Origin of the sequence: Mycobacterium sp. (genome assembly GCF_052143115.1) — a bacterium.
GTDB lineage: Bacteria > Actinomycetota > Actinomycetes > Mycobacteriales > Mycobacteriaceae > Mycobacterium.
In genome coordinates, this window is record NZ_JBKQTQ010000252.1 from 1 (window position 1) to 25,368 (window position 25,368).

Here is a 25,368-nt window from a genome sequence, read left to right on the forward strand (position 1 = left end):
GTCGACGGGATCGCGGGGTCCTACCAGGACCTACTGCGCGCCTTCGACCAAGTGCTGAAGCCCGACAAGCCAGACCAGCTGGAGAAATTCTTCGCGGCCAATGCCGAACGAATCTACCGAGTCTAGCTCTAGCCGCTTGAGGATCCCCTTACGGGCACCACCTCGCCGCCATTGTCGCGGTCCGCTGACCCGCGCCGAGCGCCCCGATATGTCCGACTGAACCGGTTCTGAACGTTGCCATCACGGACTACGCTCAGGACCAGATCGGGAAGCACACCGGTCTCACGAAATGAGGTGTGCATCGAACCCGGGATGCTCCAGAACATAGGCGTTACGAAGTTTCGGCGAGCGGCACCGCGAAGGAGGGCTTAACAAGCTCGAGCGTCGCCTCGCCGGTGGGCTCCCAGGTGAGGATGTCGGGTGTGCGGTGGTGCGGAGATAGAGGTAGGTGGAACCACCCTTTGAACTGTGCCGGTCCGCACTGGTTCATGATTGCCGTGGCCCTAAAAGCGTTGGTTTTCTTACTTGTTGAAATGCTGAGTGGACGTTTATCTGGTGAACCTGATCGACGATTTGTGCTCAGTTCCAGTTGGGGAGCATGCCTTCAACGAATCGGAGTCGCTTGAGGTCGTCCCACAGCCAAGCTATTGCCAATCGGGTTGCCGGTGTTGTGCTGAGCACGTCGATCTTGCCGATGGTGATCGTGAAGGCGCCGGCGAATGGTGCGTATTCCGGTTTACTTTCGAGATATGACCGGAATTCGGCGTAGAGGGCGTCCTTGTCGTCCATGATCTGTTTGTGACGGTCGTCATTGATCGTCAAGGACACTCGGTTCGCCGTGGGTGGGTCGTCGTGACCTGAGCCGCGGTGCAGCGGCTTGAGCAGATAGCTGACGGTTGGCTCGCGGGGGCCGAAGAACTCATATGGGCTGCGTGGCTGGCTTGCTGAATAATGCATCACGCCAAAGAATTCCACCGGCATCAGGCCCCGGCGGGCCAGGGTGATACCGAAGTTGGGTAGAACCGCATTGGACAGCTCGAGATAACAGGTCATCGCGGCTCCCACAACAACCTTGACGCGCTGCGCCATGGTGTCGACGTTGAACGAACCCCAGGGGTTTCCGGGAGTGGGATCGATGTCAGGGTAGGGGTACCGGGGATTCTCAATCTTCCAAGATTGCTGACCCGTGGGGTCTGCGGCGGCGGCCCGATGTGCCTGCCAAGCTGCATCGAGGTCGCGCTTTTCTTCCTGCGCGACTCCCGGGAGCTGTTGGCCTGTATGGAGGAAGATGTTCAGAAATTCGCCGCTGATGTCGTTGGCCAGCTCTTCTAGCGTGCGGTTCCAGACCCAGTTAATCCCGCCGGACACCGGCCCGTGCCGAAGGACTCGTGGCTTCACATCCTTGACACGTGACTGCTGCACCACCCGTGGCAGAGGTTCTAAGCGACCGGCGTGGGAGGGCATCCAGGCGATGCTCACCTGGCTTGGTCCATCGACCGACACCGCGACGGTGGTCTCATCGAATTGTGTGCAACCGCGTTGGCGGAACGGGAAAAATGCTTGGGCAACAACGGGCCCGACGCCGTCCAGCCATGCGTGCGTCGCCAGCCGGATGCGGTTGCCGACGTGTTCCCAGTCCTCACGCGAGAGGTTGGGTCGCGGACGGGTCAGTCCGCCGCGTTGGGTCTCCATCACGATCCAGGAGGCAGCGCCTGGATTCCAGCGCGCGACCGCGGCTATGATTTCGTCGGCGTGGCTGGGCTCCCCGGCGGCGAGAACGATGGCGAGGACATATTTCCACCGGTCGAACGATTGCAACGACGTCAGGATCTCCGCGGGCAGCACCTCACCTTCCAGGAGGGCTTTGGCGGCGAACCACTGTTCGAATGTGGCCAACGCAAAAGAACAGTGCCGGCCATCCGAGGACACTAGCGGCGAACGCCGGATCTTGGCTGCGGTGTCTGCTGTCGTGAACGACGTCGGATCGACTGCACGGCCAGTTCGAACGGATTGCACTGCCAGCGTGCGTAATTCGCTGTAAAGCTCGTAGCCTTCAGCCTCGACGACATCAGCGACGACTAAGTCGATCAATTCCGAAATGCTGGTCGCGCCGTGTAGTGCTCCGGCATGTCGGCCGACGAGCACCGCGAACAACGGGCGGGTTATGGCCTGCTCGAGCTGTGCACCGAGATCACCAACATCCGAGCCGGCCACTGTCGTGATGATTTGTTCGGCCTGGGACTTGGGCAGATCGTCCACGCGAATCTGCAGCCGGGTGTCGAAGGCACTTTTCAGCATCTCAACGGGCATTTCCCGGGACGTCAGCAGCACCCGGCATTGCGGCCATCGGCCAACGAAATCCGAAGCCTGACTGAGCATTGTCGCCGCGTCTTCGGTGCGCTCGTCGAGCCCATCTACTACGACGTCACATCCTGATGTGCTGAGCACCTCGTGGCCAATTTCGCCTGCGAGCGCGGCTTCGAGCGGGCCATCCAGTTCTTTCATCTTCAGCCACACGGGCACCCGGGCAGCAGCATCGGCGCTCGCCTGCGACACGAGTTCCCCGAACCACTCCTCAGCGACGTCTGATTTTCCAGCGCCCAGAGGCCCGGTGAGAACGCGGAATGAACCCGGGGGAAACTCGTCGCCGCTAAGCTCACCTGGCACGGGTGACCGAAGCGACAAACTGCGGCTGAGTTGCTCGTCAGACAATCCCGCGCCGCGCCGGCGGGCTCGAGTTCGTTCAATCGCTGTCGCGGTGCTGCGCTCAAGATATGTTGCGCGCCCCATGATCTCGTACGGAGTACGCGGTGCTTGAATGACCGTATCGATGTTGGTGGCAGAGACGCCGCCGCGATCAGAGACGTTGACCTGGGTGCCGGCCGGCTCCACGGCTCGGCGATTCTTACGACCGAAGACACTCACGGCTTCGACGTGTCCTCCGGGTCGGGCGGCGGCTGCGACGTGCGCACGCCACCCTCGATGTTGATCGCCGAGACGCCACCGCGATCGGACGACAAGTAAGTGCCACCGGTCGATTTGGCTGATTGCTGAACCGCGGACTGCTGACTTACCGTGCCGGCGCTCGGCCCGCTGGTGCTTTGCTGGAGGCGGAACGACCAGATCGCGCCCACGACCGCACCGATAAACCCGGCCGCGACAACCACCCACCACCAGTGGTGGCCGGCCTTGCCTACCTCCGCCAACGCGTACGTAGTGAGGATCCCCGACCCCGCGATCAGCGAAGACGGCATCCAGTACCGCCGGACCAGACCCTGACCAGCCATCTGCCACACCCATCTGTCGGCAACAACCACCACGCGGCATGCAACGTGCCATACATAACTTAAGCCTGGGGACCGACATATTGACGCCACGACACGCTGCTCACCGCGGCTTTATTGTGCGCATCGTGGCTCAGAAGGGCAGATAACGACGGATCGTCGGCATTCCGGTTCTTGGTCACGCCCATCCGCATCGTCTGCGCAAACACCCAAAGCGCCGCGATCGGTTCCGCCAAAGCCAGTTTCGCGATCCGCCACACCGGCGGGGCACGCGCCTCCATCCAGGAGGCCCGCAACGCCCTCAAGCTCAGCTGGCGCTACGTGGAGGCCTTCGAAGCCGAAGCCGCCGAGCTCTACGCGCAACCGATGAATACCGAGCAGGTGCGCCGCTTCGCCGACACCCTGCTCGAGGTCGACGCCGCCGGCACCGAGCCACCGCCCGCCACCGCCGCGAGCGGGCCACCGGCATCGTCAAGCTGTGGACCTCGTTTCCCACCATCGCTCCGATCGCGGGAACCCGATGGGCCGCCTACAACGCCGTGACCGAATACCTCGACCACGTCGTTCCCATCCGCGGAGCACGCACCGCCGGCGACGCCAGCGCAGCACGCGCACTGCGCAACATCACCACCGCCGGCAGCAGCCAATCCCTGAAAGCCCAAGCGTTCCGGATGCTGCAAACCCTGTAACCGGCCCCACCGGCCACCGGGGCCCGGCCAGCTCCCCACCCACCGGGGGCTGGTCGGGCCCCCTTTTTTCTTCGGGTACATCGACATCACCAATCGCCCGCCGCCACCGTCCGCCACCAGGCCGCCAACCGGCCACCATCAGCTCCGCCTCGACGGCGCGCCGCCATGCGGTGCGCCCGTCCCGCTTGTAAGGCCGCAGTTACGCCCCGGCGACACGGCCCGCCCCGCTCCCGCGGCGCGACCCGCCGACGCCGCACTACGCGATTCCCCGCCCCGGCCGCGCTAACCGGAATTGCAGTGGGCGCGCCGCGATCCGCCACGCCGCGCTCACCACAGCGTTGGTTCCTTCGAGCCCAGCAATGCGGCGGCCACCGCATCGGCATCCCAACCATTGCGCACCGCATCGCGCAATGCCACCGCCCTAGCCCGACGTGCCTTCACAACGTTGTCTCCGCGGCGCACCGCCACGCACCCGCCGCCGCGGCCCGCCCGGGCCATCATCACCATGATGTCACGCTGCGACCCGGGCACGACATGAAGCAAACCCGTTTCGCCCGCTGAACTCACGCAGACGCACACTGTGTTGTTGCAGCCGTCCAGCGCCCGCACCCACGGCTCTAAAGGCGCGCCATCCACTGCGGACGCCAACGCATACCGGTTGGCGCGCACCATGATCCGCATACCGCCGCGGCGCACCCACCACCGGCCGTACCCATCGCCCCCGAGGGACGCCCGCCAGATCGCGCAGTCATTTGTCTCCGGGCCTCGTACCACGTTCGCCTCAAACCGGTCCAACTCCTCACCGTGGATACGCCGATCCACCACGAGCCGTGCGGTTGCGAACGCCCCAATCTCCCCGACGCTTTCCAGTACCGTGCGGCCTCGTTCGCCGCGATCCGCGTTCATCATCGCCGCGCCCACCGACACCGGCCCGTCACGCCGGCGGCCGCGCTGCCAATCCGTCGTTCGCGGCGACGCTCACCGGTGACATCGACGCGCCAACATCCGCGATTCCCGGCCCCGAATCGACGTCGGTCGGGCCAGCCAGTTCAGCACCCCCAGCCGCCGCTTCCGGCATCGCCGCGGCATCCGGTGCCGCATCGGCCTCCCGAATCAGCTCGCGCGCAGTCTTTTCCGCCACACCGGCCATCCTTGCGATCTCCCGCAAGCTCTCCCCGCGATCACGCATCGCCCGCAAAGCCCCACCCGCCGACACGCGCGCCTTGCTGCGCCGTCGCGCGGCCTGCGCAAGCACCCCGTTTACCCGCTCAGTCAGCCATGCCTCTACCGCATCTTCGCGTTCCCGCGCCGAAAAGAACGCAGCCAAATCCTCAACATTCGCCCGGGTCCGCCGCAGCAACTCCTCCTGGGCCACCGCCGCGGCCTCGCGCGCCGCCCGCCGCGCTTCCTTCGTATCGCCTTATTTCCCATCAATTACACGCTAAAGCCCTCAAACCCCTTACGCCGCGGCCGAACCCAAAAACTTTCCCCGATGCCCCCCCCCCACTCACCAGCCCTGCACCCGACCACTCGCCACACCAGCCCACCGGCACTTAGGCCACCCTAACTTCACCGCCTCACCGAACATCACACCTCTTGCACTCAGGTCTCGGGACAGTAACTTTTCGTCTGGACGGTTTAAGATGCCGGGTATGGAAGCCCATGACAGAGGCCCTTCGTGTCCCCGCTGCGGACTGCCGATTGACGCGCCACTACCCGGCGACAGACCGCGCCGAGGTCGACGCAGAATCTGGTGCTCAACTGCCTGCCGACGAGCGGCACACGCCGAGCGGGCTGCCGCCGAACGCGCCGGAACCGCGGTTCGCGTCGTCGAGGTTCCCCGACACTCCCCTGCGGTTATTCGCCCGGTGCTGATCCCTCGCCCGCCGACGACTGAAGACATCGAAATACACGTACTCAACAACCCCGACCACTGCGTTTGGGTACTTGCTCGGATCACTGCCCGCGCCCGCAAAAAAGAGCTCGATAAGCGAGTGTTACGAGCGGCCAGGAAGCTTGCGCACGTACTACTGCCGAACGCCGCACGGTACTGACAACCCATGCGGAACCGGACACCACCGGAACGAATTTGGATCTATCTGCGTGGAAGTTTCAGCACCGCTAACGAGCGGATTGCTCGACGCGCGCCCTAGTCGGCGATCCGCAACACGGTACAAGCCGCGGCTTAGTTTGACGACACTCTTGAGCAGGCCCGGCAGGCGGGAAGCGAAGCGAATACCCCAACGAAAGTGGTGATTACCGCACACGCCGCAGACCTCAAGCACGGGGCCGATATGCCCGAACGCGACCGCCACCGCATCGCCAGCGAGTGCTTCCATGCACTGGTTGACGGACTCAAGAAATCAGCTCTTGGCGCCACGTGCAGTCAGCGCAAACGACGAGCTGAGCTTCGCGACGCGCGGCGTCGCAATGATGACCAACATCCACTAATACGGCACTAGCACAGCCGATGTCGCAACGCAGCAGAGGTGGCCATGCGCCCACTAATCCGCTTCGGAACAGACCATCGATGCGACCTCCTGGAAGAGGTTCAGCTTCTTCCAATCTAACCCCGAACACCGTCGTTAGATGACCCGCTAAGTCGCCATAGCGGCCGCTGTAGCGGACCTCTCGAACATCATGCTCGGCAGGGTTTCGGACCTTCGCGGCGTGCCTGTCGAGATAGGGCCTCAGAGGATTTGCACTACCGCGATTCACTCAGCTGGCGAAGGTTGACCCACCGCGCATGAGCATCGTCGGCGTCGATCCCGAATCGCTGATTTGTGTCATCAAGCGAGAGGTAAATGCCTTTCAAAGCGGCAGCCCGTGCGGCGTTTTGCTGGCGACGTTCAAAGTCTGCTAACGCCTTGAGCGCGATTCGGTACCTGGCGAGGTGAGAGGCTACGTTGGTGAGCAGCACGGCCCGCTTGCGTGCCGTCTCCACGACATTCGGTGATGGTGCAACCGGGTATGGCCGCCGGCGCGGATCCAGAGCCTCCGATTCTCTCACCATCTTCCGACCTTAACGACTCCGGCCGCGGCCACGCGACGGTCGAGACGTGTCGGTTTGGCAAGCGATCAGCCTCGCGTGGCGGATTTCTTTCAAGGTAACGCTCAACCGGGAATCAGCGGGAATTACTGCAGCGCACCAAATTTAGCCCGTGCTTCGCGCATCGATATCCTGCGGAAAAAGTTTCGTGCGACCGTCGCCTCAGCTCTTCAGTCTTCGTACAGTAGGTCAATGAGCACCTCTATTAGTCGGCACGACCTGGTTGACCCGGTCACCCCGACCACGCGCACGCAACTGTTGACTGTCAAGGACGTCATCAATGCACTACGAATCAGCCGGTCGTCTGTGTACCGGCTATTCGACAGCGGCGAACTACCGTGGATCCAGATCGGGAGTAGCCGCAGAGTTAGACCCGAAGACCTCGCGCAGTTCGTCGAACAGCACAAGCGCCTCGCGTCCTAGTTCCAAACCTTCAGCAGTCAGAATCGGACGATGGCTGAACGTCGTCAACTTCCTCCTCAAATCCGCCGCGTCGAAATCAAACAACGCGGCAGCGCGAAGCCGGTGATCTGCTATCAGTTGACCGTCGACACGGGGTACGTCGATGGGAAACGCAAGCAGCTCCGTCGCCGCTACGAGACGGAGCAAGAGGCGCGCAAAGCTCTCGCAGAAGTGCAGGGCAAGGTTGCTTCCGGGACTTATGTTCAGCCGACAAAGCTGACCGTTGAACAGGCCTGGGCTCAGTGGCTCGCGTCGCGCCACAGAATCAAACCGACGAGCGCAGCCGGCTATGAATATATGCTCAGCGCGTGCAGCGCGTCCGATAGCCCCTTATCCGACACGACTCTTCGGAGGGTGGTGAATAAAATTGGAAGACAACCTGTTCAACGATCTGCCCCTTCTGCTCGCGGTGCCCCGAGCCGCGCAGCTGCTGGGAATCAGCCGGGCCGCGGCATACCGATTGGCGGCCTCTGGAGAGCTGCCGGTTCGCCGGCTCGGCGGCCGCGTCTACGTGGTGACCGCCGGCCTTCGTGAGCTGGCCTCGTGAAACGCTCTGTTTACCAGCGGGGTTCCAAGTGCTACTACAAATTCCGCGTTCCCAGCGTGATCCGCCGACTTGGCAGGTACCCATGGATCACCATGGGCGGCTACGACATCCAACGCGACGCCTGTTGAGTGATAGCTGTCTGGGCAATTCGGTTAGCTATCGTTTTCTCGTGACTTCTGATAGCTCCCGCCCAATCAAGGGCGACGTCATCCCCGAAAGCATCCGACACGTGAAGGGCAGGCACGGTCAGGACGACGGACTGATAGAAATCGCTCTCGTCGGTCACGCCCACCGCTATCGCGTGCGGATCGAAAGGGGCAGCGGGGCACCGCGTCTGGTGGAGCTCCATCTGATCTCCGACAACAATATCGGGATGAACCCGCCACGATCCGGCAGGTGCCCGTGCGCCGCCTGGCGAAGGCCGCGGCCCGGTTCATCTCCCGTGTTGACGGTGCGATTGTCATACCCGATGAGCTCGACGACCCGACATTTCTGCTCCGGCCCGAGCAGCCACCAGACGGCGGCCTGCGCCGCAAGCTCGATGACCTGCACTATCGACAGGTCAGCAACCTGCTCATCACCGCACGCGAAAACGGCTTTGCCCCACACGAGTACGTCGCTAAACGCCTCCGCGGCTCGCTACCCACCGTCGACCGGTGGATCGCCGAGGCAAAACGCCGCCAGGTATTGCCACGTGACTGGTGCACCACAACCGAGGAGACCGACCGATGAGGACCGAAAACGCGGCCGACCCAACACCCGCCGATCGCGAAGAGACCAAGCGCACCCGTCGCGCACTGCCGATCACCAAGCGCGTCGCTCGCAACGGGAAAGTCAGCTACACATTCCAGATCGACGCGGGCGCAAAGCCGGATGGCTCGCGCGACCGGCGGCGCTACACCTACCCAACGCTGGCCGAGGCCAAGCGTGAATACGCCCGTATTATGACCGAGGCGGCCGCGGGCACGCTGGTCCGGCGCGACAAGGTGACCTTGGGCGCCTTTTTGACCGAGTGGCTCGACAGCCGCCGCGTGCGACCCAACACGCTCGACGGCTACCGCGCAGCCCTCAAACCGGTTATCGACCACCTCGGCACAGTGCCGTTACAGCACCTCGACACCCCACACCTCGACGAGCTGGTGACGCTGCGCCTGACCGGCGAACCAATTCCCCAGCGCGCCAAGCGCGGACGCCGTTCCGCTGAGGTGCTGGCCTACCTGCGAGTGCGCCCTGAAGGTGCAGCTTATTCCGAGCTGCTGACCACATTCGGCGAGCCCGGCATCAAAGCACTCGACCCTCTGGTGTCATCCGGTGATGTGCTGCGGCCGCAGCGGGCGCGATAAGTCGCCGCACTGCCGACCGAACCCGAGCGCCCGAAAGTACCTGGCGGCGTGAGTAACCGGACCGTCTGCGCCATGCTGACGGTCTTGTCGATGGCGCTCACCACCGCCATGAAACGCGGTCTCGTCGCCCGCAACGTCGCCCAACTTGCCGACCGCCCGGCCATCGAGCACCGCGAGATGTCCACGTGGACGCCGCAGCAGGTCGAACGGTTCCGCGAGTATGTGCGCGGCGACCGCCTGTATGCGTGCTGGCTGCTAACGCTGGCCGGCTGGCGACGCTCAGAAGTGCTCGGCCTGGCGTGGTCAGCGGTGGACTTCGACGCCGGGACCGTCAGCGTCGCCCAGGGCCGCGTTGTCGTGCGCGGTGCGGGCACCACGACCGGCGCACCGAAGTCCGAACGCTCGCGGCGCACACTGCCGATGCCCGCCGACGTCATGGCCGCGTTGCGAACGCTGAACGCACACCAGGAGCGCGAAAGGCTGGCGCTCGGCCCGACATGGATAGATACGGGGCTCATCGCGGTCAACGAGGACGGCTCTCCGATTCGGCCCGAGACCTACTCGAAGGCATTCCGGCACCACTGCACCGCCGCGGGCGTACCGGTGATCCGGTTGCACGACACCAGGCACACCGCCGCAACGCGGATGCTCGACAGCGGCACCACGGTGTCTGCGACGGCGAAGTGGCTGGGCCACGATCCGGCGATGACGCTGCGGGTTTACGGCCATGTGTACGACGACGCGCTGGCGTCGGCGGGTGACGTGCTATTCGGCGGGATGTCCTCCCCCAACGGTGAGCGTTGATTCAAGCCCGCAATCTTCGCAATCGACCGGGTGTGCGAACCCAGCTGGCACACTCTTGGCACAATGGGGGTTCGCCCGTCAAGCCCAATTGGATCGCGGTATGACGCTGACCTGCATGAACATGGTGGGCGCGGACGGTATCGAACCGCCGACCGCTGGTGTGTAAAACCAGAGCTCTACCACTGAGCTACGCGCCCGTGCGGCGCAAAGATACCGCCCCGACCACGCGGCGCCCAAAACGCCGACCGGCCGTTCAGCCCTTGCACGCGGCCAGCGCCTCGGTCCAAAGCCGCTGATCGCGGACTTCACCGGGCTGCTTCATTTCCGCGAACCGAATCACCCCAGATCGATCGACGACGAAAGTGCCGCGGTTGGAGATGCCGGCGTCATCGTTGAACACACCGTAGGCCTGGCTGACCGCGCCGTGCGGCCAGAAGTCGGAGAGCACCGGGAACAGGAAACCGCTCTCGGCGGCCCACACTTTGTGGGTGGGCGGCGGCCCCACCGAGATGGCCAGTGCCGCACTGTCGTCGTTCTCGAAGTCAGGCAGATGATCACGCAACTGGTCTAGCTCGCTTTGGCAGATGCCAGTGAAGGCCAACGGGAAGAACACCAGCAGCACATTTTTGGCGCCGCGGTAACCGCTGAGGGTGACCGGCTGTCGGTTCTGATCGCGCAGCGTAAAGTCCGGTGCGGTAGAACCGACCGTCAGCATCAGCGGCGGCCGGCGCGCGACTTCGGTTGCACCAACCGGCTCGCGCTCCAGTCCCCCAGGTTGACCGAGGACGTCGGCATCAGTCCGGCAGTGGGCGCTGACTCCGCGATCTCAGCGGGTAACACGTGACCGGGCCGGCCGGTCTTGGGGGTGAGCACCCAGATCACTCCGTCGTCGGCCAGCGCCGCGATCGCATCCATCAAGGTGTCCACCAGGTCGCCGTCGCCGTCACGCCACCACAGCATCACGACGTCTATGACTTCATCGGTGTCTTCGTCGAGCAACTCGCCACCGCACGTATCCTCCACGTCGCCGCGGATATCGTCGTCGGTGTCTTCGTCCCAACCCCACTCTTGGACAACCTGCCCTCGTTGGATGCCCAGTTTGCGGGCATAGCTCGGGGCGTCATCCGCCGCCACCACCGTGCGACCTCCTTGTCAGTTCCAGAGCCTCTCGAGCGTCAGCACGCCGCGCGATGGCATTTATCGTCGCATAGCACGTAGCGTTGCACATCCGGCGATCTCATAGGGACGCCCGGCAGAGCTTGATGGCTTCGGTCTTGGTGTCGTTTAACTGATTCACGCGCTGATTGAACTCTGCCATCGCCCCATGCGCACGGATGGCGCTCGCCAGGTCGCGCGCCGCGTCGGCATACGCGTTGAGCGCCTGGTGCAGATCCTGCGACAGCGGGCCACCGGAGTTGCCTTCGACCAGTTCGGCGCTGTGGTTGAGGGCCTCGATGGCGGGACCTTCGCTGGATGTGGTGTCTCGGCCCTGGTTGTACGCGGCGACAAAGTCATTCACCTTATCGACGGCGTCTTTGCTGGTGGCGGCGAACGACTCGCAGGCGCGGACCACGGCCTGGGTTGTCAGCGACTGCTGACGTTGCGATTCCCGCAGACTTGACGTGGCGGCCGACGCGGATACCGACGCGGATACCGACGCCCGGTATGCCGGGGCAATTGCGGTGTCGACGGTCGGCGCGCCATCCGTGACGCTGGTACACGCGACGATGCCCATCAGGATTGTCGCCACGCAGCCGATCGCCCGCGCTCCGACCCGCAGTCGCCGCGAGGCCGGCGTGGCAGACGCCCATCCGATCAGCACAGTTTGTGACGTTACCGGGTCACGATTTGCGGCGCCCTCGCCCGCCGACCTGATAGCGCCGTGGGCCGGCTTCGACCGCGACTACGCGGCGCGATCGAAGGTGCGGCACGATAGGAGGTGGCCCGACCGGGCCACAAGACCGATAGAGCACCGACCCAGGACCGAGGACGTCAATCGGCGACGTCGAGATCAGCCAAAAGCAGACGACCCGTCAAGCAAGGAGTGGTGAGTTGACTACCGAGTTCGTACGCCACGATCTGGCGCAAAACCCAACCGGTGCAAGCGAACCCGATCGGGTGCGGGTAATCCGCGAAGGTGTGGCGTCCTACCTGCCCGACATCGACCCGGAGGAGACCGCCGAGTGGCTGGAGTCCTTCGACGAGCTGCTGGAGCGCTCGGGGCCGTCGCGTGCGCGCTACCTGATGTTGCGCCTGCTGGAACGCGCCGGCGAGCAGCGGGTGGCGATCCCGGCGCTGACGTCCACTGACTACGTCAACACCATCCCGACCGAGCTGGAGCCGTGGTTCCCCGGTGACGAGGACGTCGAGCGCCGCTACCGGGCGTGGATCAGATGGAACGCGGCCATCATGGTCCACCGCGCCCAGCGTCCGGGAGTCGGCGTGGGCGGCCACATTTCGACCTACGCCTCGTCCGCGGCGCTCTACGAAGTCGGCTTCAACCACTTCTTCCGTGGCAAATCGCATCCGGGTGGCGGAGACCACGTCTTCATCCAGGGCCACGCCTCGCCCGGCATTTACGCGCGCGCCTTCCTGGAAGGCCGGCTCACCGCCGACCAACTGGACGGTTTCCGTCAGGAGCACAGCCATCCCGGTGGTGGCCTGCCGTCCTACCCGCACCCGCGGCTGATGCCCGACTTCTGGGAGTTCCCGACGGTGTCGATGGGCCTCGGGCCGATGAACGCGATCTATCAGGCCCGGTTCAACCACTATTTGCATGACCGGGGCATCAAGGACACCTCCGACCAGCACGTGTGGGCATTCCTCGGCGACGGCGAGACGGACGAGCCGGAGAGCCGCGGTCTGGCCCACGTCGCCGCGCTGGAGGCGCTGGACAACTTGACCTTTGTCATCAACTGCAACCTGCAGCGCCTGGACGGCCCGGTGCGCGGTAACGGCAAGATCATCCAGGAGTTGGAGTCGTTCTTCCGCGGAGCCGGCTGGAACGTCATCAAAGTGGTCTGGGGGCGCGAGTGGGACGCCCTGCTGCACGCCGACCGTGACGGCGCACTGGTGAACCTGATGAACACCACCCCTGACGGCGACTACCAGACTTATAAGGCCAACGACGGGGCCTACGTACGGGACCACTTCTTCGGACGCGACCCGCGCACCAAGGCGCTCGTCGAGCAGATGACCGATTCGGAGATCTGGAACCTCAAGCGCGGTGGCCACGACTACCGCAAGGTCTACGCCGCCTACCGCGCCGCCGTCGACCACAAAGGACAGCCGACGGTGATCCTGGCCAAGACCATCAAGGGCTACTCGCTGGGCGCCCACTTCCAGGGCCGCAACGCGACGCACCAGATGAAAAAGCTTGCGCTGCAAGACCTCAAGGACTTCCGCGACGCCATCCGGATCCCGATCAGCGATGCCCAGCTAGAGCAGGACCCCTATCTGCCCCCGTACTACCATCCCGGTCCAGAGGCCCCGGAGATCCGCTATCTGCTTGATCGGCGCCGCGCGTTGGGCGGCTTCCTGCCCGAGCGGCGCACCAAGGCCAGGGCGCTGGCCATGCCGGGCCGAGACGCTTACAAGGCGCTGAAGCACGGGTCGGGCCACCAGGAGGTGGCCACCACCATGGCCACGGTGCGCACCTTCAAGGAACTGTTGCGCGACAAGGAGATTGGGCCGCGGATCGTGCCGATCATCCCCGACGAGGCGCGCACGTTCGGCATGGACTCGTGGTTCCCCTCGTTGAAGATCTACAACCGCAACGGCCAGCTCTACACCGCCGTCGACGCCGACCTGATGCTGGCGTACAAGGAGAGCGAAATCGGCCAGATCCTGCACGAGGGCATCAATGAGGCCGGATCCGTCGCTTCGTTCACCGCGGCCGGCACGTCCTATGCGACGCACAACGAGCCGATGATCCCGATTTACATCTTCTATTCCATGTTCGGGTTCCAACGCACCGGCGATGGCCTGTGGGCCGCGGCCGACCAGATGACGCGCGGCTTCCTGCTCGGGGCCACCGCCGGGCGCACCACGCTGACCGGCGAAGGCCTGCAGCACGCCGACGGCCAGTCGCTACTGCTGGCGGCCACCAATCCGGCGGTGGTCGCCTACGATCCCGCCTTCGCCTACGAGATCGCCTACATCGTCGAAAGCGGGCTGGCCCGCATGTTCGGGGAAAACCCGGAGAACGTCTTCTTCTACCTCACCATCTACAACGAGCCGTATGTGCAACCGCCGGAGCCGGAGAACTTCGACCCCGAAAGCCTGCTGCGGGGCATCTACCGGTACCAAGCCGCCAAGGAGAGTCGCGCCAACACGGCCCACATCCTGGCTTCCGGGGTGGCGATGCCCTCGGCGTTGCGAGCCGCCGAGATGCTGGCCGCCGAATGGGATGTCGCCGCCGATGTCTGGTCGGTGACCAGTTGGGGCGAGCTGAACCGAGACGGCATTGCCGTCGAGAAGGAGAAGCTGCGTCACTCTGACCGCCCGGCCGGTCAGGCTTACGTCACAAAGGCTCTTTCAGGCTGCTCGGGGCCGATCATCGCGGTGTCGGACTGGATGCGGGCGGTGCCCGAACAGATCCGGCCCTGGGTTCCGGGCACCTACGTCACGCTGGGCACCGACGGGTTCGGCTTCTCCGACACCCGGCCGGCCGCCCGCCGCTACTTCAACACCGACGCGGAATCTCAGGCAGTCGCGGTGCTGGAAGCGCTGGCACGCGACGGCCATATCGACCCGTCGGTACCGGTCGCGGCTGCGCGCCAATATCGGATCGACGACGTCCAGGCCGCGCCGGTGCAGACCTCCGATCCCGGTCCAGGCGCCTGACACGCGCGTCTTTGGCGGAATCATCCACAAAACTGGCGTAGATTTTACGAGTGACTGACAAGCAGTTTGCGACGCCGCGGTCGACGCTCGAGCTGCTGGACAGCGTTCCGGAGGCGCTGCTGCGGCGGTTGAAGCAGTATTCCGGTCGGTTTTCCACCCAGGCGGTGTCGGCAATGCAGGAAAGGCTGCCGTTCTTCGCCGAGCTGGAAGCCTCCCAGCGGGCCAGCGTGGCGCTGGTGGTGCAGACCGCCGTCGCGAACTTCGTGGAATGGATGACCGACCCGAGCAGCAACGTCAACTACACCGCCCGGGCGTTCGAACTGATGCCGCAGGATCTGACCCGACGGATCGCGTTGCGCCACTCGGTGGACATGGTCCGGGTCACCATGGAGTACTTCGAAGAGGTCGCTCCGGCGCTGACCCGCTCCGACGAACAGTTGACCGCGCTGACGGTCGGAATTCTCAAGTACAGCCGCGATCTCGCCTTCAGCGCCGCCACGGCCTACGCCGACGCGGCCGAGGCGCGCGGAAGCTGGGACAGCCGCATGGAGGCCAGCGTCGTGGACGCGGTGGTGCGCGGCGACACCGGCCCCGAGCTGTTGTCCCGCGCGGCCGCATTGAACTGGGACACCACCGCTCCGGCGACGGTGGTGGTGGGAACTCCGGCGCCGGGCCGGGAAAGCCACGCCAGCCAGGATGTTCGGGATATCGCGATAAACCATGGCCGCGCCGCGCTCACCGACGTGCACGGCACCTGGCTGGTGGCGATCGTGTCCGGTCAGTTGACACCGACCGAGAAGGTCTTCGGCGATCTGCTGGATGCCTTCTCCGACGGCCCGGTGGTGATCGGCCCGACCGCGCCGATGCTGACCGCTGCCTGGCACAGCGCCAGCGAGGCCATCTCCGGGATGAACGCCGTGGCCGGCTGGCGGGGGGCGCCACGGCCCGTGTTGGCGCGCGAACTGCTGCCCGAGCGGGCCCTGATGGGCGACGCGTCGGCCATCGCGGCGTTGCACACCGACGTAATGCGGCCACTGGCCGACGCCGGTCCGACCCTCACCGAGACCCTGGATGCCTACCTCGACTGCGGCGGTGCGATCGAGGCCTGCGCCCGCAAGTTGTTCGTTCATCCAAACACCGTGCGCTACCGACTGCGGCGTATCGCAGACTTCACGGGCCGCGATCCCACGCAGCCGCGCGACGCCTATGTCCTTCGGGTGGCCGCGACCGTGGGCCACCTCGCGTACCAGGCCCAGCACGCCAGCGTGGCCAGCGACGTTGTGACGCCTGTCACGCCGACGGTGGAAAAGGACCTGATCGTGCCATCGCAGGCAACGGCGACCGGCTGATAGATCGCGGCAGGGTATCGAATACGTCGCATCGCGTGCCTTTTTGTGGAGTTTCCACAAAAACCTAAGACAAGGTTCATAATCTGTTACACCGCGCAAAACCGTCTTCACAGTGTTCTCTTAAAGACGTGATTGCGTTGCTTGCGCCCGGACAGGGATCGCAGACCCCCGGCATGCTGTCGCCGTGGCTGGAACTACCCGGCGCCGCGGAGAAGATTGCGTCGTGGTCGACGGTCAGCGGTCTGGACCTCGCTCGCCTGGGCAGCACCGCGTCGACCGAAGAGATCACCGACACCGCGGTCACCCAGCCACTGGTCGTCGCGGCCACGCTGCTGGCTCACCAGGAGCTGACCAGGCGCGGTGTGCTCGCAGGCGCCGGCGACGACCTGATCGTGGCCGGCCACTCGGTCGGTGAGATCGCCGCCTATGCGATCGCAGGTGTGATCTCCGCTGACGACGCCGTCGCTCTGGCCGCCACCCGCGGCGCGGAGATGGCCAAAGCGTGCGCCAATGAGCCCACTGGTATGTCCGCCGTGCTCGGTGGTGACGAAGCCGAGGTGCTGGCACGCCTCGAGCAGCTTGACCTGGTCCCCGCCAACCGCAACGCCGCCGGTCAGATTGTGGCCGCCGGTCGCCTCACCGCGTTGGACAAGCTTGCCGAAGACCCACCGGCGAAGGCCCGGGTGCGTGCGCTGGGCGTCGCCGGAGCCTTTCACACCGAATTCATGGCGTCCGCTCTCGACGGGTATGCCGCGGCGGTAGAGAACGTCGCGACCGCGGAAACGACCGCTGTTCTGTTGTCTAACCGCGACGGCCAGCCAGTATCGTCGGCTGCCGACGCCATAGAAAAACTTGTCGCGCAGTTGACCCGCCCGGTGCGGTGGGACTTGTGCAGCGAGAGTTTGCGTCAGCGAAATGTCAAGGCGATTGTCGAGTTCCCGCCTGCGGGCGCTCTGAGCGGCATCGCCAAGCGTGAACTTCGCGGGGTACCGACGCATGCCGTCAAGGCTCCCGCAGACCTGGATGGTTTGGCAGAACTGTAAAGCCCCGGGTGCGTTGCCACCCAAAAGGCAAAGCCGAACCTGCCCGCCCCTACAACCGCATACCGCACGTCAAATCAGCAGTAACACAACACATTACGAAGGGAACTGAACGTGACTGTCAGTCAGGAAGAAATCATCGCCGGTATCGCCGAGATCATCGAAGAGGTCACCGGTATCGAGCCCTCGGAGATCACCCCGGAGAAGTCGTTCGTCGACGACCTCGACATCGACTCGCTGTCGATGGTCGAGATCGCGGTGCAGACCGAGGACAAGTACGGCGTCAAGATCCCTGATGAGGACCTGGCGGGTCTTCGCACCGTGGGTGACGTCGTCAACTACATCCAGAAGCTCGAGGAAGAGAACCCCGAGGCCGCCCAGGCGCTGCGCGCGAAACTCGAGTCCGACAACCCCGAGGCCGTCGCCAACGTGAAGGCCAGGCTGGAAGCCGACCACCAGTGACCAAACCTTCCACTGCTAACGGCGGTTTCCCCAATGTTGTGGTAACCGCCGTCGCGGCGACGACCTCGATCGCGCCGGACATCGAGAGCACGTGGAAGGGTTTGCTGGCCGGGGAGAGCGGCATCCGCGTGCTCGAAGACGAGTTCGTGACGAAGTGGGACCTGCCCGTCAAGATCGGTGGGCACCTCAAGGAATCCGTCGACGACCACATGAGTCGACTGGAGTTGCGCCGCATGTCCTACGTCCAGCGGCTGGCCAAGTGGCTCAGCGGTCAGCTCTGGGAGAACGCGGGTAGCCCCGAAGTCGACCCCGACCGTTTCGCGGTCGTTGTCGGCACGGGTCTTGGCGGCGCCGAGCGGATCGTCGAAAGCTACGACCTGATGAACGAGGGCGGCCCCCGCAAGGTGTCGCCCCTGGCCGTGCAGCAGATCATGCCCAACGGCGCCGCGGCGGTCGTGGGCCTGCAGCTTGGAGCCCGCGCCGGGGTGATGACCCCGGTATCGGCTTGTTCGTCGGGCTCGGAGGCCATCGCCCACGCGTGGCGGCAAATCGTCATGGGCGATGCCGACGTCGCCGTGTGCGGCGGTGTCGAGGGTCCCATTGAGGCCCTGCCCATCGCGGCGTTCTCGATGATGCGGGCCATGTCGACCCGCAACGACGACCCCGAAGGCGCGTCCCGTCCGTTCGATAAGGACCGTGACGGCTTCGTGTTCGGCGAAGCGGGTGCGCTGATGCTCATTGAGACCGAGGAGCACGCCAAAGCACGCGGAGCCGAGCCGCTGGCCCGGTTGATGGGTGCCGGCATCACGTCGGATGCCTTCCACATGGTGGCGCCGGCACCGGACGGCCTGCGTGCCGGACGGGCGATGACGCGCGGGCTGGAGCTGGCGGGCTTGTCTGCCAAAGACATCAACCATGTCAACGCGCACGCGACCGCCACACCGATCGGTGACACGGCGGAAGCTAATGCGCTGCGGGTGGCCGGTTGTGAGCAGGCCCCGGTCTATGCGCCAAAGTCGGCGCTGGGCCACTCCATCGGCGCGGTGGGTTCCCTGGAATCGGTGCTGACGGTGCTCACGCTGCGAGATGGCGTCATACCGCCGACACTTAACTATCACACGCCCGATCCCGAGATCGACCTCGACGTCGTCGCGTGCGAGCCACGTTATGGCGACTACCAGTACGCCATCAACAACTCGTTCGGCTTTGGCGGACACAACGTCGCGCTGGTCTTTGGGCGGTACTGAGCAAAGACGTCCGGCGACGATGCGGGCCGCGAAGGGCCCGAGGAGGAGCCGGACAAGTAAGAAAGGAACGTTAGTGAGACCCATGTCAACATCGTCATCGTTGGCTACGGGGAACGGTTTCCCCAACATCGTCGTCACCGGCATTGCCTTGACGACCGCCCTCGCAACTGACGCGGAGACCACCTGGAAGTTGCTGCTGGACGGGCAAAGTGGGATCCGTACGCTCGACGACCCGTTCGTCGAGGAGTACAACCTGCCGGTCCGCATCGGTGGGCATCTGCTCGAGGAGTTCGACAGCCAGTTGGACCGCGTCGAGAACCGCCGGATGGGTTATCTGCAGAAGATGTCCACGGTGGTGGGCCGGCGGGTGTGGGAGAACGCCGGGTCGCCGGAGGTGGATACCAACCGGCTGGTGGTGTCCGTCGGCACCGGCATGGGCTCCAGTGAGGAGCTGATTTTCGCCTACGACGGCATGCGCGCACGTGGTTTGAAGGCGGTCTCTCCGCTGGTCGTGCAGATGTACATGCCCAATGGCGCGGCCGCCGCGGTCGGGCTGGAACGGCACGCCAAGGCCGGGGTGATGACCGCGGTGTCGGCGTGCGCGTCGGGTTCGGAGGCCATCGCCCGTGCCTGGCAACAGATCGCGCTCGGCGAGGCCGACATCGCGATCTGCGGTGGCGTCGAGACCAAGATCGAGGCGGTGCCCATCGCCGGGTTCGCCCAGATGCGCATTGTGATGTCGACCACCAACGACGACCCGGCCGGTGCCTGCCGGCCGTTCGACAAAGACCGCAACGGGTTTGTGTTCGGCGAGGCCGGCGCGTTGATGGTGATCGAGACCGAGGAGCACGCCAAGGCGCGTGGCGCCAACATCCTGGCCAGGATCATGGGAGCCAGCATCACCTCGGACGGCTTCCACATGGTGGCGCCGGATCCCAACGGCGAGCGGGCCGGCCATGCCATGACGCGGGCGATCCAGCTTGCCGGTCTCACGCCGGGGGACATCGACCACGTCAACGCCCACGCCACCGGCACCTCGGTCGGCGACCTGGCCGAGGGCAAGGCCATCAACAATGCCCTCGGCGCGCATGGCGGAAACGCGGCGGTGTACGCGCCCAAGGGCGCGCTGGGCCACTCGGTCGGCGCGGTTGGCGCGGTAGAGTCGATCTTGACCGTGTTCGCATTGCGGGACCAGGTCGTTCCGGCGACCCTGAACCTGGTGAACCTGGACCCGGAGATCGACCTCGATGTGGTGGCGGGCAAGCCGCGGGCGGGTGACTACCGCTACGCCATCAATAATTCGTTCGGATTTGGCGGTCACAACGTGGCGATCACCTTTGGCCGGTACTAACCGAAGCACGACTGATCTAGGAGAACTGCGATGACGACCTTGGCCCCGGAGGCGGTTGACGAGTCGCTCGATCCGCGCGATCCGCTGCTGCGCCTCAGTAGGTTTTTCGACGACGGCAGCGTGGAGCTGCTGCATGAGCGTGACCGCTCCGGGGTGCTGGCCGCCGCCGGAACGGTGAATGGCCTGCGCACCGTCGCGTTCTGCACCGACGGCACCGTGATGGGCGGTGCCATGGGTCTCGAGGGCTGCACGCACATCGTCGACGCCTACGACACCGCCATCGAAGAGCAGAGCCCGATCGTGGGCATCTGGCACTCCGGCGGCGCGCGGCTGGCCGAAGGCGTGCGGGCGCTGCACGCGGTGGGGCTGGTGTTCGAGGCGATGATCCGGGCGTCCGGATACATCCCGCAGATCTCAGTGGTGGTCGGCTTCGCCGCCGGGGGCGCGGCCTACGGGCCGGCGCTGACCGACGTCGTCGTGATGGCACCGGACAGCCGGGTGTTCGTCACCGGGCCCGACGTGGTGCGCAGCGTCACCGGCGAAGACGTGGACATGGCCTCGCTGGGCGGACCGGACACCCACCACAAGAAGTCCGGGGTGTGCCACATCGTCGCCGACGACGAGTCCGACGCGTACGAGCGTGGTCGCCGTCTGGTCGGATTGTTCTGCCAGCAAGGGCATTTCGACCGCAGCAAAGCCGAGGCGCATGACACCGACCTGCATGCGCTGTTGCCGGAATCGCCACGCCGCGCCTATGACGTGCACCCACTTGTCGTCGCATTGCTCGACGACGACGCGCCGTTCGAGGAGTTCCAGGCCAAGTGGGCACCGTCAATGGTGGTCGGCCTGGGCCGGTTGTCGGGCCGTACGGTCGGCGTGCTGGCCAACAACCCGCTCCGGCTCGGCGGTTGCCTGAACTCCGAAAGCGCCGAGAAGGCAGCGCGTTTCGTGCGGCTCTGCGATGCGTTCGGCATCCCGCTGGTGGTGATCGTCGACGTTCCCGGTTACCTGCCCGGCGTCGACCAGGAATGGGGCGGCGTGGTGCGCCGCGGGGCAAAGCTGCTGCACGCGTTCGGCGAGGCCACCGTTCCTCGAGTCACCCTGGTTACCCGAAAGATCTACGGCGGGGCCTACATCGCGATGAACTCACGGTCTTTGAACGCCACCAAGGTGTTCGCCTGGCCGGACGCCGAGGTCGCGGTGATGGGCGCCAAGGCGGCCGTCGGCATTTTGCACAAGAAGAAGCTGGCCGCCGTGCCCGACCACGAGCGCGAGGCGCTGCACGACGAGCTTGCCGCCGAACACGAGCGGATCGCCGGCGGCGTGGACAACGCCATCGACATCGGCGTGGTGGACGAGAAGATCGACCCGGCCCACACCCGCAGCAAACTCACCGCGGCGCTGGCCGAGGCGCCGGCCCGCCGCGGACGCCACAGGAACATCCCGCTGTAATGCTTCGGGCGGCCTACCGCGTGGTGTAGCCGCCGTTGGCGAAGATGGTCTGACTGGTCACCCAGTGACCTTCGTCGGCCAGGAACACCACTAGCGGTGCGATGTCCTCGATCTGCGTCAGCCGGTTGCCCATGGCCTGCGACTTGTGGAACGCGACCCGCTCCGGTGTCTCCTCGCCGTAGAAGAACGGCGTGTCCATCGGCCCGGGTGCCACGTTATTCACTGAAATACCGCGTGCAGCAAACTCTTTCGCCGCAGCGCGGGTGAAGTGCTCAACCGGGCTTTTGGCGCCGGCATAGGTGGAGTAGCCGTCGGTGAAGGCGGCCAGCAGCGCGGTGACGATGGTGATCACCGAGCCACCGTCGTTCAACCGCTTTCCCGCCTGCTGTAGGAAGAAGTACGCGGCCTTGGCGTTGATGTCGAACATCGAGTCATACTCCTCCTCGCTGGTTTCGACGATGGGCTTACGCAAGACCTTGCCGACGGTGTTGATCGCGATGTCGACACCACCGAAGGCGTCCACCGCCGCGTCGAACAATGCGCTGACGATGCCCGGCTTGGTGAGATCGCCCTGCACCTTGATCGCTTTGACTCCGGCATCTTGCACGGCGGCGACGGTTTTGTCGGCATCGGGCTCGGTGGCCGGGCTGTTGTAGTGCACCGCGACGTTGACCCCTTTTCGGCCAACGACGTGCTGATCAGTCCGCCGAGGTTCTTAGCCCCGGCAGCCACCACCGCTGACTTGCCGACCAGGCTGGTATGACGGTCCTTCCTATTTGACCAGGGCGGAAATCAATGCCCTGCCGATTTGCGATTTGGCGCGGCTGGTTAACCGGTACTAGGTATCGCCGACGTCGGCCCGCGGGTGGCTATCGTCGCCGGGCTGGGCGTCAAGCTTCAGCAGTTTCGCCGCGGTACGGTGCGCGAAGCGCTCCTTGTCCTCGACCGAAAGGTCGCACCGTTGCAGGAACTCCATCGCGGCGAAGTTGTCCTGGAACGGGTAGTCGACGGAGAACATCAAGTTATCGAGGCCCAACATCGCTCGGGCACAGTCGAACACCGGCACGTCGAACACCCCGCTGCTGGTGATGAAAACGTTCTCGCGCAGGTAGTAGCCGACGCTGTTGCGCATCGGTGGGTCGTCCGCCTCGGGCGCAAGCAACCACCCGGCCATCGTCAGCCCGACGTTGAGCCTGCTGAAACAGAACGGAAGCAGTTCTCCCATGTGTCCGACGATCACCTTTAAATTCGGATGACGATCGAACACGCCAGCGCAGATCAACCTGAGCAAATGCGTTCCGGTTTCCACCGGCCAGCCCCAGGTGGGTACCAGCGCCGGGTCGAAAGGCGCGTAGTAGCAATCCACCACCGCCCGCGGGGGGTCGGTGGGATGGATGTAGATGGGCACGCCCAATGATTCGGCCCGGCCGAGCAGCACATCGAACGACGAATGGTCCAGGTAATGCCCGTTGATCAGCGCGCCTTTGAAGCCGAGGTCGCGAACGGAGCGCTCCAGCTCCTCAGCGGCGTCAGCCGGTGACTGGGTCGGCAGCATGGCAAAGCCTGCGAACCGGGCCGGGTGCGCGGCGACCGCCGCCGCCAACCAGTTGTTGACTTCGCGGCTGACCGCAACCGCCAACTCGGCCTGCTCATCGGCGAGCGTTTGGACACCGGGCTGGACGTGAGAGAGCACCTGCACGTCGACCCCCGCGGCGTCCATGAGACGGATGCGCTCCGCTCCGACGTCGCTGAGCCGGGCCCGTACGGGCTGGTATTTCCGTTGCAGCGACTCGGGAAACAAGTCCCACACTCGTGGGTGGACGAACGCTTCTTCCAACGCCACCACTCGGGAGACTGACTTTGTGCTCACCGCATTGGCCCGGGCTTGGTCGCGGTGACGGCGTGCGTACGGAAGAACGGCAGTCCCCACCAGGCGCGCCAGCGAAGATCTTGGCGCCTGACGTCGGCCATGCCGGACTGCCGAAACCTGTTGGCATACAGGCGAGTGAAGGCGAGGTCAGCGATCACGACATGACCGCCGGGGCGCAGCACACGCACGGCTTCGTCAATCGCCGACTGTCGCGCGTCGTCGTCCGGCAGATTGTGAATCGCGAGGTTACTCACGACGAGGTCGAAGGACGCTGAAGGAAACCGAAGATCGGTCATATCCTGGGTGTGCAGTTCGACCCGGTCGGCGACACCCTCGGCATCGGCGTTCGCCAGTGTCGCCTGCATGGAGTTGCCGGTCTGGTCGGCCCGCCAGATATCCACTCCCACTGCGGTTCCACGCGGCACCAACTTGGCCGCGGTCAACAACACCGCGCCACGCCCGCAGCCGAGGTCGAGCACCCGTTCGTCGCCTCGCAAGCCTATCCCCGTGAGCAGGCGCGCCCAGACTTCGAACTTTCCTCGCCGACTGAACCGCCGGACGCTGACGCCGGCGGCGATCAACAGGACGGCGACCACGGCGGCCCCGAGTCCCGACAGCGTTCGGTCGGTTACCAACCACAGGCCGGCCAAAACCGCTGCGGCAAAGCATAACAGCAGATAGCCGGCGAAGACGACCGGCGCCGGAATCAACCCGTAGTTCCCGTCTACCCCATACCGCCCCCACGGGCGGACGAGATCAGTTGCCAGTTCAATCATCGTGATCGCCTCCGTAGGTTCCTGCCCGGTGGTCTCGGGCGAGTCGCTCAAGAATCGGAAGAGCTTTCGCCGCAGCGCGTTTCATCGTGTCGCTGCTCGGCGGATCGGTTGGCTCGAAAGCCCGTCGGACCGTCTGAGCCAGCTGGTCGGCCTTCTGTTCCAAGGTCAGCCCGATAGCCGGCGAATGAAACGGTTCCGCCGCGAAGAATCCGAACACGATGGTGGGCAAGGTGTAGTCGAGATCCTTCAGGTGCAGGTCCGGCCGCAGCATGGACTCCGCGGCGAGCACACCCAGATAGTCGCGGTTGACATCGAGCTTGCTTTCTTCCAGCCGATGATGATGCGTCGCGGCGAGAAAAGTGCCAAGGGTCTCGGCGTCGCGAGTGTAGAGCGCACGCAGCACGGGACGGTTCATCGCCTCGACGAACAACCGCCGCAGGTAGCGGTGCAGCGCAACCTCGGCCGGATCGGTGCGGATCGCGTCAACAATCGCCTCCGCCATCGCCGCCGCCTCGCGCGCGCTGACCGCGAGGAACACTTCCTCGCGAGACCGCCAGTGCAGGTAGATCGTGCCCTTACCCACACCGGCGCGCCGGGCCAATTCATCGATGGTCACCCGCCGATAGCCCCACAGCAGCAGCAACTCCCGGGCGGTATCGAGGATCCGATCGGCCCTGTCTCGCCGATCGACTCCAGAACGTTCCGCCATCACCGACCCCTTCGAAGTCGCACCGGAGTCACTCTATGACCAAAATACTATTTTGGTCAACAGTCATCTGAGGGCGATTCCGAGGGCGA

Annotated in this window: 24 protein-coding genes, 1 tRNA gene and 2 pseudogenes; 15 read left to right on the plus strand and 12 right to left on the minus strand. The window is 64.9% G+C overall.

Features of this window, described 5'->3' with window-relative positions; translation table 11 throughout:
* Positions 1–579 precede the first annotated feature (579 nt).
* Together ACLQI9_RS24835 and ACLQI9_RS24840 are read right to left on the minus strand one after the other, a co-directional pair.
* Positions 580–2,667: an NACHT domain-containing protein gene (locus tag ACLQI9_RS24835; RefSeq protein ID WP_442392332.1), complete on the minus strand. Its 2,088-nt coding sequence runs from the start codon at positions 2,665–2,667 to the stop codon at positions 580–582.
* 254 nt (positions 2,668–2,921) lie between these two features.
* Complete coding sequence (locus ACLQI9_RS24840; RefSeq protein WP_442377386.1) at positions 2,922–3,287, minus strand: hypothetical protein; 366 nt, start codon at positions 3,285–3,287, stop codon at positions 2,922–2,924.
* 171 nt (positions 3,288–3,458) lie between these two features.
* Here ACLQI9_RS24840 and ACLQI9_RS24845 point away from each other — a divergent pair, with 171 nt between their 5' ends.
* Positions 3,459–3,827, plus strand: coding sequence for a DUF932 domain-containing protein (locus ACLQI9_RS24845; protein WP_442392333.1), 369 nt, complete (start codon positions 3,459–3,461; stop codon positions 3,825–3,827).
* Positions 3,761–3,973, plus strand: coding sequence for a DUF932 domain-containing protein (locus tag ACLQI9_RS24850; protein ID WP_442391440.1), 213 nt, complete (start codon positions 3,761–3,763; stop codon positions 3,971–3,973). The genes ACLQI9_RS24845 and ACLQI9_RS24850 overlap by 67 nt, the downstream gene beginning before the upstream one ends.
* A 327-nt stretch (positions 3,974–4,300) precedes the next feature.
* Here the strand turns inward: ACLQI9_RS24850 and ACLQI9_RS24855 are convergent, their stop codons facing one another.
* Together ACLQI9_RS24855 and ACLQI9_RS24860 are read right to left on the minus strand one after the other, a co-directional pair.
* A complete protein-coding gene (locus tag ACLQI9_RS24855; RefSeq protein WP_442392334.1) occupies positions 4,301–4,882 on the minus strand; it encodes a hypothetical protein in 582 nt (193 codons plus the stop codon).
* A 25-nt stretch (positions 4,883–4,907) separates the two neighbouring features.
* On the minus strand, positions 4,908–5,348 hold the full coding sequence (locus ACLQI9_RS24860) for a hypothetical protein (protein WP_442377380.1): 441 nt from the start codon (positions 5,346–5,348) through the stop codon (positions 4,908–4,910).
* 1,866 nt (positions 5,349–7,214) lie between these two features.
* On the opposite strand from ACLQI9_RS24860, the gene ACLQI9_RS24865 reads away from it, so the two are divergent.
* The 6 genes and pseudogenes from ACLQI9_RS24865 (at position 7,215) to ACLQI9_RS24890 (ending at position 10,178) form a co-directional block, all read left to right on the plus strand.
* On the plus strand, positions 7,215–7,445 hold the full coding sequence (locus tag ACLQI9_RS24865) for a helix-turn-helix domain-containing protein (protein ID WP_442377376.1): 231 nt from the start codon (positions 7,215–7,217) through the stop codon (positions 7,443–7,445).
* Positions 7,446–7,475: 30 nt separating this feature from the next.
* Positions 7,476–7,670: pseudogene (locus tag ACLQI9_RS24870) on the plus strand (Arm DNA-binding domain-containing protein); the annotation flags it as partial.
* Between the two features lie 181 nt (positions 7,671–7,851).
* Positions 7,852–8,031 carry a helix-turn-helix domain-containing protein gene (locus tag ACLQI9_RS24875; protein WP_442377375.1) on the plus strand — a complete coding sequence of 60 codons (180 nt, stop codon included), beginning with the start codon at positions 7,852–7,854 and terminating at the stop codon, positions 8,029–8,031.
* Between the two features lie 396 nt (positions 8,032–8,427).
* Positions 8,428–8,763, plus strand: coding sequence for a hypothetical protein (locus tag ACLQI9_RS24880; RefSeq protein ID WP_442377373.1), 336 nt, complete (start codon positions 8,428–8,430; stop codon positions 8,761–8,763).
* On the plus strand, positions 8,760–9,374 hold the full coding sequence (locus ACLQI9_RS24885; RefSeq protein ID WP_442377371.1) for a hypothetical protein: 615 nt from the start codon (positions 8,760–8,762) through the stop codon (positions 9,372–9,374). Before ACLQI9_RS24880 ends, ACLQI9_RS24885 begins: the two co-directional genes overlap by 4 nt.
* A gap of 48 nt (positions 9,375–9,422) precedes the next feature.
* Entirely contained in the window at positions 9,423–10,178 is a 756-nt protein-coding gene (locus ACLQI9_RS24890; RefSeq protein ID WP_442377369.1) for a tyrosine-type recombinase/integrase, read from the plus strand.
* Positions 10,179–10,300: 122 nt separating this feature from the next.
* Here the strand turns inward: ACLQI9_RS24890 and ACLQI9_RS24895 are convergent.
* From ACLQI9_RS24895 to ACLQI9_RS24910, 4 genes are all read right to left on the minus strand, one after another.
* Positions 10,301–10,375 (minus strand) — tRNA-Val (locus ACLQI9_RS24895).
* Between the two features lie 56 nt (positions 10,376–10,431).
* Positions 10,432–10,893 (minus strand): peroxiredoxin, encoded by a 462-nt coding sequence (locus tag ACLQI9_RS24900; RefSeq protein ID WP_442377367.1) that lies wholly within the window; start codon positions 10,891–10,893, stop codon positions 10,432–10,434.
* Positions 10,893–11,315 carry a DUF3052 domain-containing protein gene (locus ACLQI9_RS24905; protein WP_442377366.1) on the minus strand — a complete coding sequence of 141 codons (423 nt, stop codon included), beginning with the start codon at positions 11,313–11,315 and terminating at the stop codon, positions 10,893–10,895. The genes ACLQI9_RS24900 and ACLQI9_RS24905 overlap by 1 nt, the downstream gene beginning before the upstream one ends.
* A gap of 100 nt (positions 11,316–11,415) precedes the next feature.
* Positions 11,416–12,000, minus strand: coding sequence for a hypothetical protein (locus ACLQI9_RS24910; protein WP_442377364.1), 585 nt, complete (start codon positions 11,998–12,000; stop codon positions 11,416–11,418).
* Between the two features lie 230 nt (positions 12,001–12,230).
* Here ACLQI9_RS24910 and aceE point away from each other — a divergent pair, with 230 nt between their 5' ends.
* The 7 genes from aceE (at position 12,231) to ACLQI9_RS24945 (ending at position 21,924) form a co-directional block, all read left to right on the plus strand.
* Positions 12,231–15,023 carry a pyruvate dehydrogenase (acetyl-transferring), homodimeric type gene (gene aceE / locus ACLQI9_RS24915; RefSeq protein WP_442392335.1) on the plus strand — a complete coding sequence of 931 codons (2,793 nt, stop codon included), beginning with the start codon at positions 12,231–12,233 and terminating at the stop codon, positions 15,021–15,023.
* Between the two features lie 50 nt (positions 15,024–15,073).
* Positions 15,074–16,372 (plus strand): PucR family transcriptional regulator, encoded by a 1,299-nt coding sequence (locus ACLQI9_RS24920; RefSeq protein WP_442392336.1) that lies wholly within the window; start codon positions 15,074–15,076, stop codon positions 16,370–16,372.
* Between the two features lie 128 nt (positions 16,373–16,500).
* On the plus strand, positions 16,501–17,415 hold the full coding sequence (locus tag ACLQI9_RS24925) for an ACP S-malonyltransferase (RefSeq protein ID WP_442377359.1): 915 nt from the start codon (positions 16,501–16,503) through the stop codon (positions 17,413–17,415).
* A gap of 111 nt (positions 17,416–17,526) precedes the next feature.
* Positions 17,527–17,874, plus strand: coding sequence for a meromycolate extension acyl carrier protein AcpM (gene acpM / locus ACLQI9_RS24930; RefSeq protein ID WP_442377357.1), 348 nt, complete (start codon positions 17,527–17,529; stop codon positions 17,872–17,874).
* The gene (kasA, locus tag ACLQI9_RS24935) at positions 17,871–19,121 is read left to right on the plus strand and encodes a 3-oxoacyl-ACP synthase KasA (RefSeq protein ID WP_442377355.1); all 1,251 of its coding nucleotides are present in this window, start codon (positions 17,871–17,873) and stop codon (positions 19,119–19,121) included. Before acpM ends, kasA begins: the two co-directional genes overlap by 4 nt.
* Positions 19,122–19,203: 82 nt before the next feature.
* A complete protein-coding gene (gene kasB, locus ACLQI9_RS24940; protein ID WP_442377406.1) occupies positions 19,204–20,472 on the plus strand; it encodes a 3-oxoacyl-ACP synthase KasB in 1,269 nt (422 codons plus the stop codon).
* Between the two features lie 30 nt (positions 20,473–20,502).
* Positions 20,503–21,924, plus strand: coding sequence for an acyl-CoA carboxylase subunit beta (locus ACLQI9_RS24945; RefSeq protein WP_442392337.1), 1,422 nt, complete (start codon positions 20,503–20,505; stop codon positions 21,922–21,924).
* Between the two features lie 13 nt (positions 21,925–21,937).
* Here ACLQI9_RS24945 and ACLQI9_RS24950 read toward each other — a convergent pair.
* From ACLQI9_RS24950 to ACLQI9_RS24965, 4 genes and pseudogenes are all read right to left on the minus strand, one after another.
* Positions 21,938–22,677: pseudogene (locus tag ACLQI9_RS24950) on the minus strand (SDR family oxidoreductase).
* A gap of 85 nt (positions 22,678–22,762) precedes the next feature.
* On the minus strand, positions 22,763–23,794 hold the full coding sequence (locus ACLQI9_RS24955; RefSeq protein ID WP_442377352.1) for an amidohydrolase family protein: 1,032 nt from the start codon (positions 23,792–23,794) through the stop codon (positions 22,763–22,765).
* The gene (locus tag ACLQI9_RS24960; RefSeq protein WP_442377350.1) at positions 23,791–24,570 is read right to left on the minus strand and encodes a class I SAM-dependent methyltransferase; all 780 of its coding nucleotides are present in this window, start codon (positions 24,568–24,570) and stop codon (positions 23,791–23,793) included. The genes ACLQI9_RS24955 and ACLQI9_RS24960 overlap by 4 nt, the downstream gene beginning before the upstream one ends.
* On the minus strand, positions 24,563–25,279 hold the full coding sequence (locus ACLQI9_RS24965) for a TetR/AcrR family transcriptional regulator (RefSeq protein ID WP_442377348.1): 717 nt from the start codon (positions 25,277–25,279) through the stop codon (positions 24,563–24,565). Before ACLQI9_RS24965 ends, ACLQI9_RS24960 begins: the two co-directional genes overlap by 8 nt.
* Between the last annotated feature and the right edge of the window lie 89 nt (positions 25,280–25,368).

Coding starts and splice junctions, on each gene's coding strand:
- kasB (WP_442377406.1), top strand. CDS start 19,204: ATGTCAACATCGTCATCGTTGGCTACGGGGAACGGTTTCCCCAACATC.
- ACLQI9_RS24960 (WP_442377350.1), bottom strand. CDS start 24,570: ATGATTGAACTGGCAACTGATCTCGTCCGCCCGTGGGGGCGGTATGGG.
- ACLQI9_RS24945 (WP_442392337.1), top strand. CDS start 20,503: ATGACGACCTTGGCCCCGGAGGCGGTTGACGAGTCGCTCGATCCGCGC.
- ACLQI9_RS24900 (WP_442377367.1), bottom strand. CDS start 10,893: ATGCTGACGGTCGGTTCTACCGCACCGGACTTTACGCTGCGCGATCAG.
- ACLQI9_RS24840 (WP_442377386.1), bottom strand. CDS start 3,287: ATGGCTGGTCAGGGTCTGGTCCGGCGGTACTGGATGCCGTCTTCGCTG.
- ACLQI9_RS24865 (WP_442377376.1), top strand. CDS start 7,215: ATGAGCACCTCTATTAGTCGGCACGACCTGGTTGACCCGGTCACCCCG.
- ACLQI9_RS24965 (WP_442377348.1), bottom strand. CDS start 25,279: ATGGCGGAACGTTCTGGAGTCGATCGGCGAGACAGGGCCGATCGGATC.
- ACLQI9_RS24855 (WP_442392334.1), bottom strand. CDS start 4,882: ATGATGAACGCGGATCGCGGCGAACGAGGCCGCACGGTACTGGAAAGC.
- ACLQI9_RS24885 (WP_442377371.1), top strand. CDS start 8,760: ATGAGGACCGAAAACGCGGCCGACCCAACACCCGCCGATCGCGAAGAG.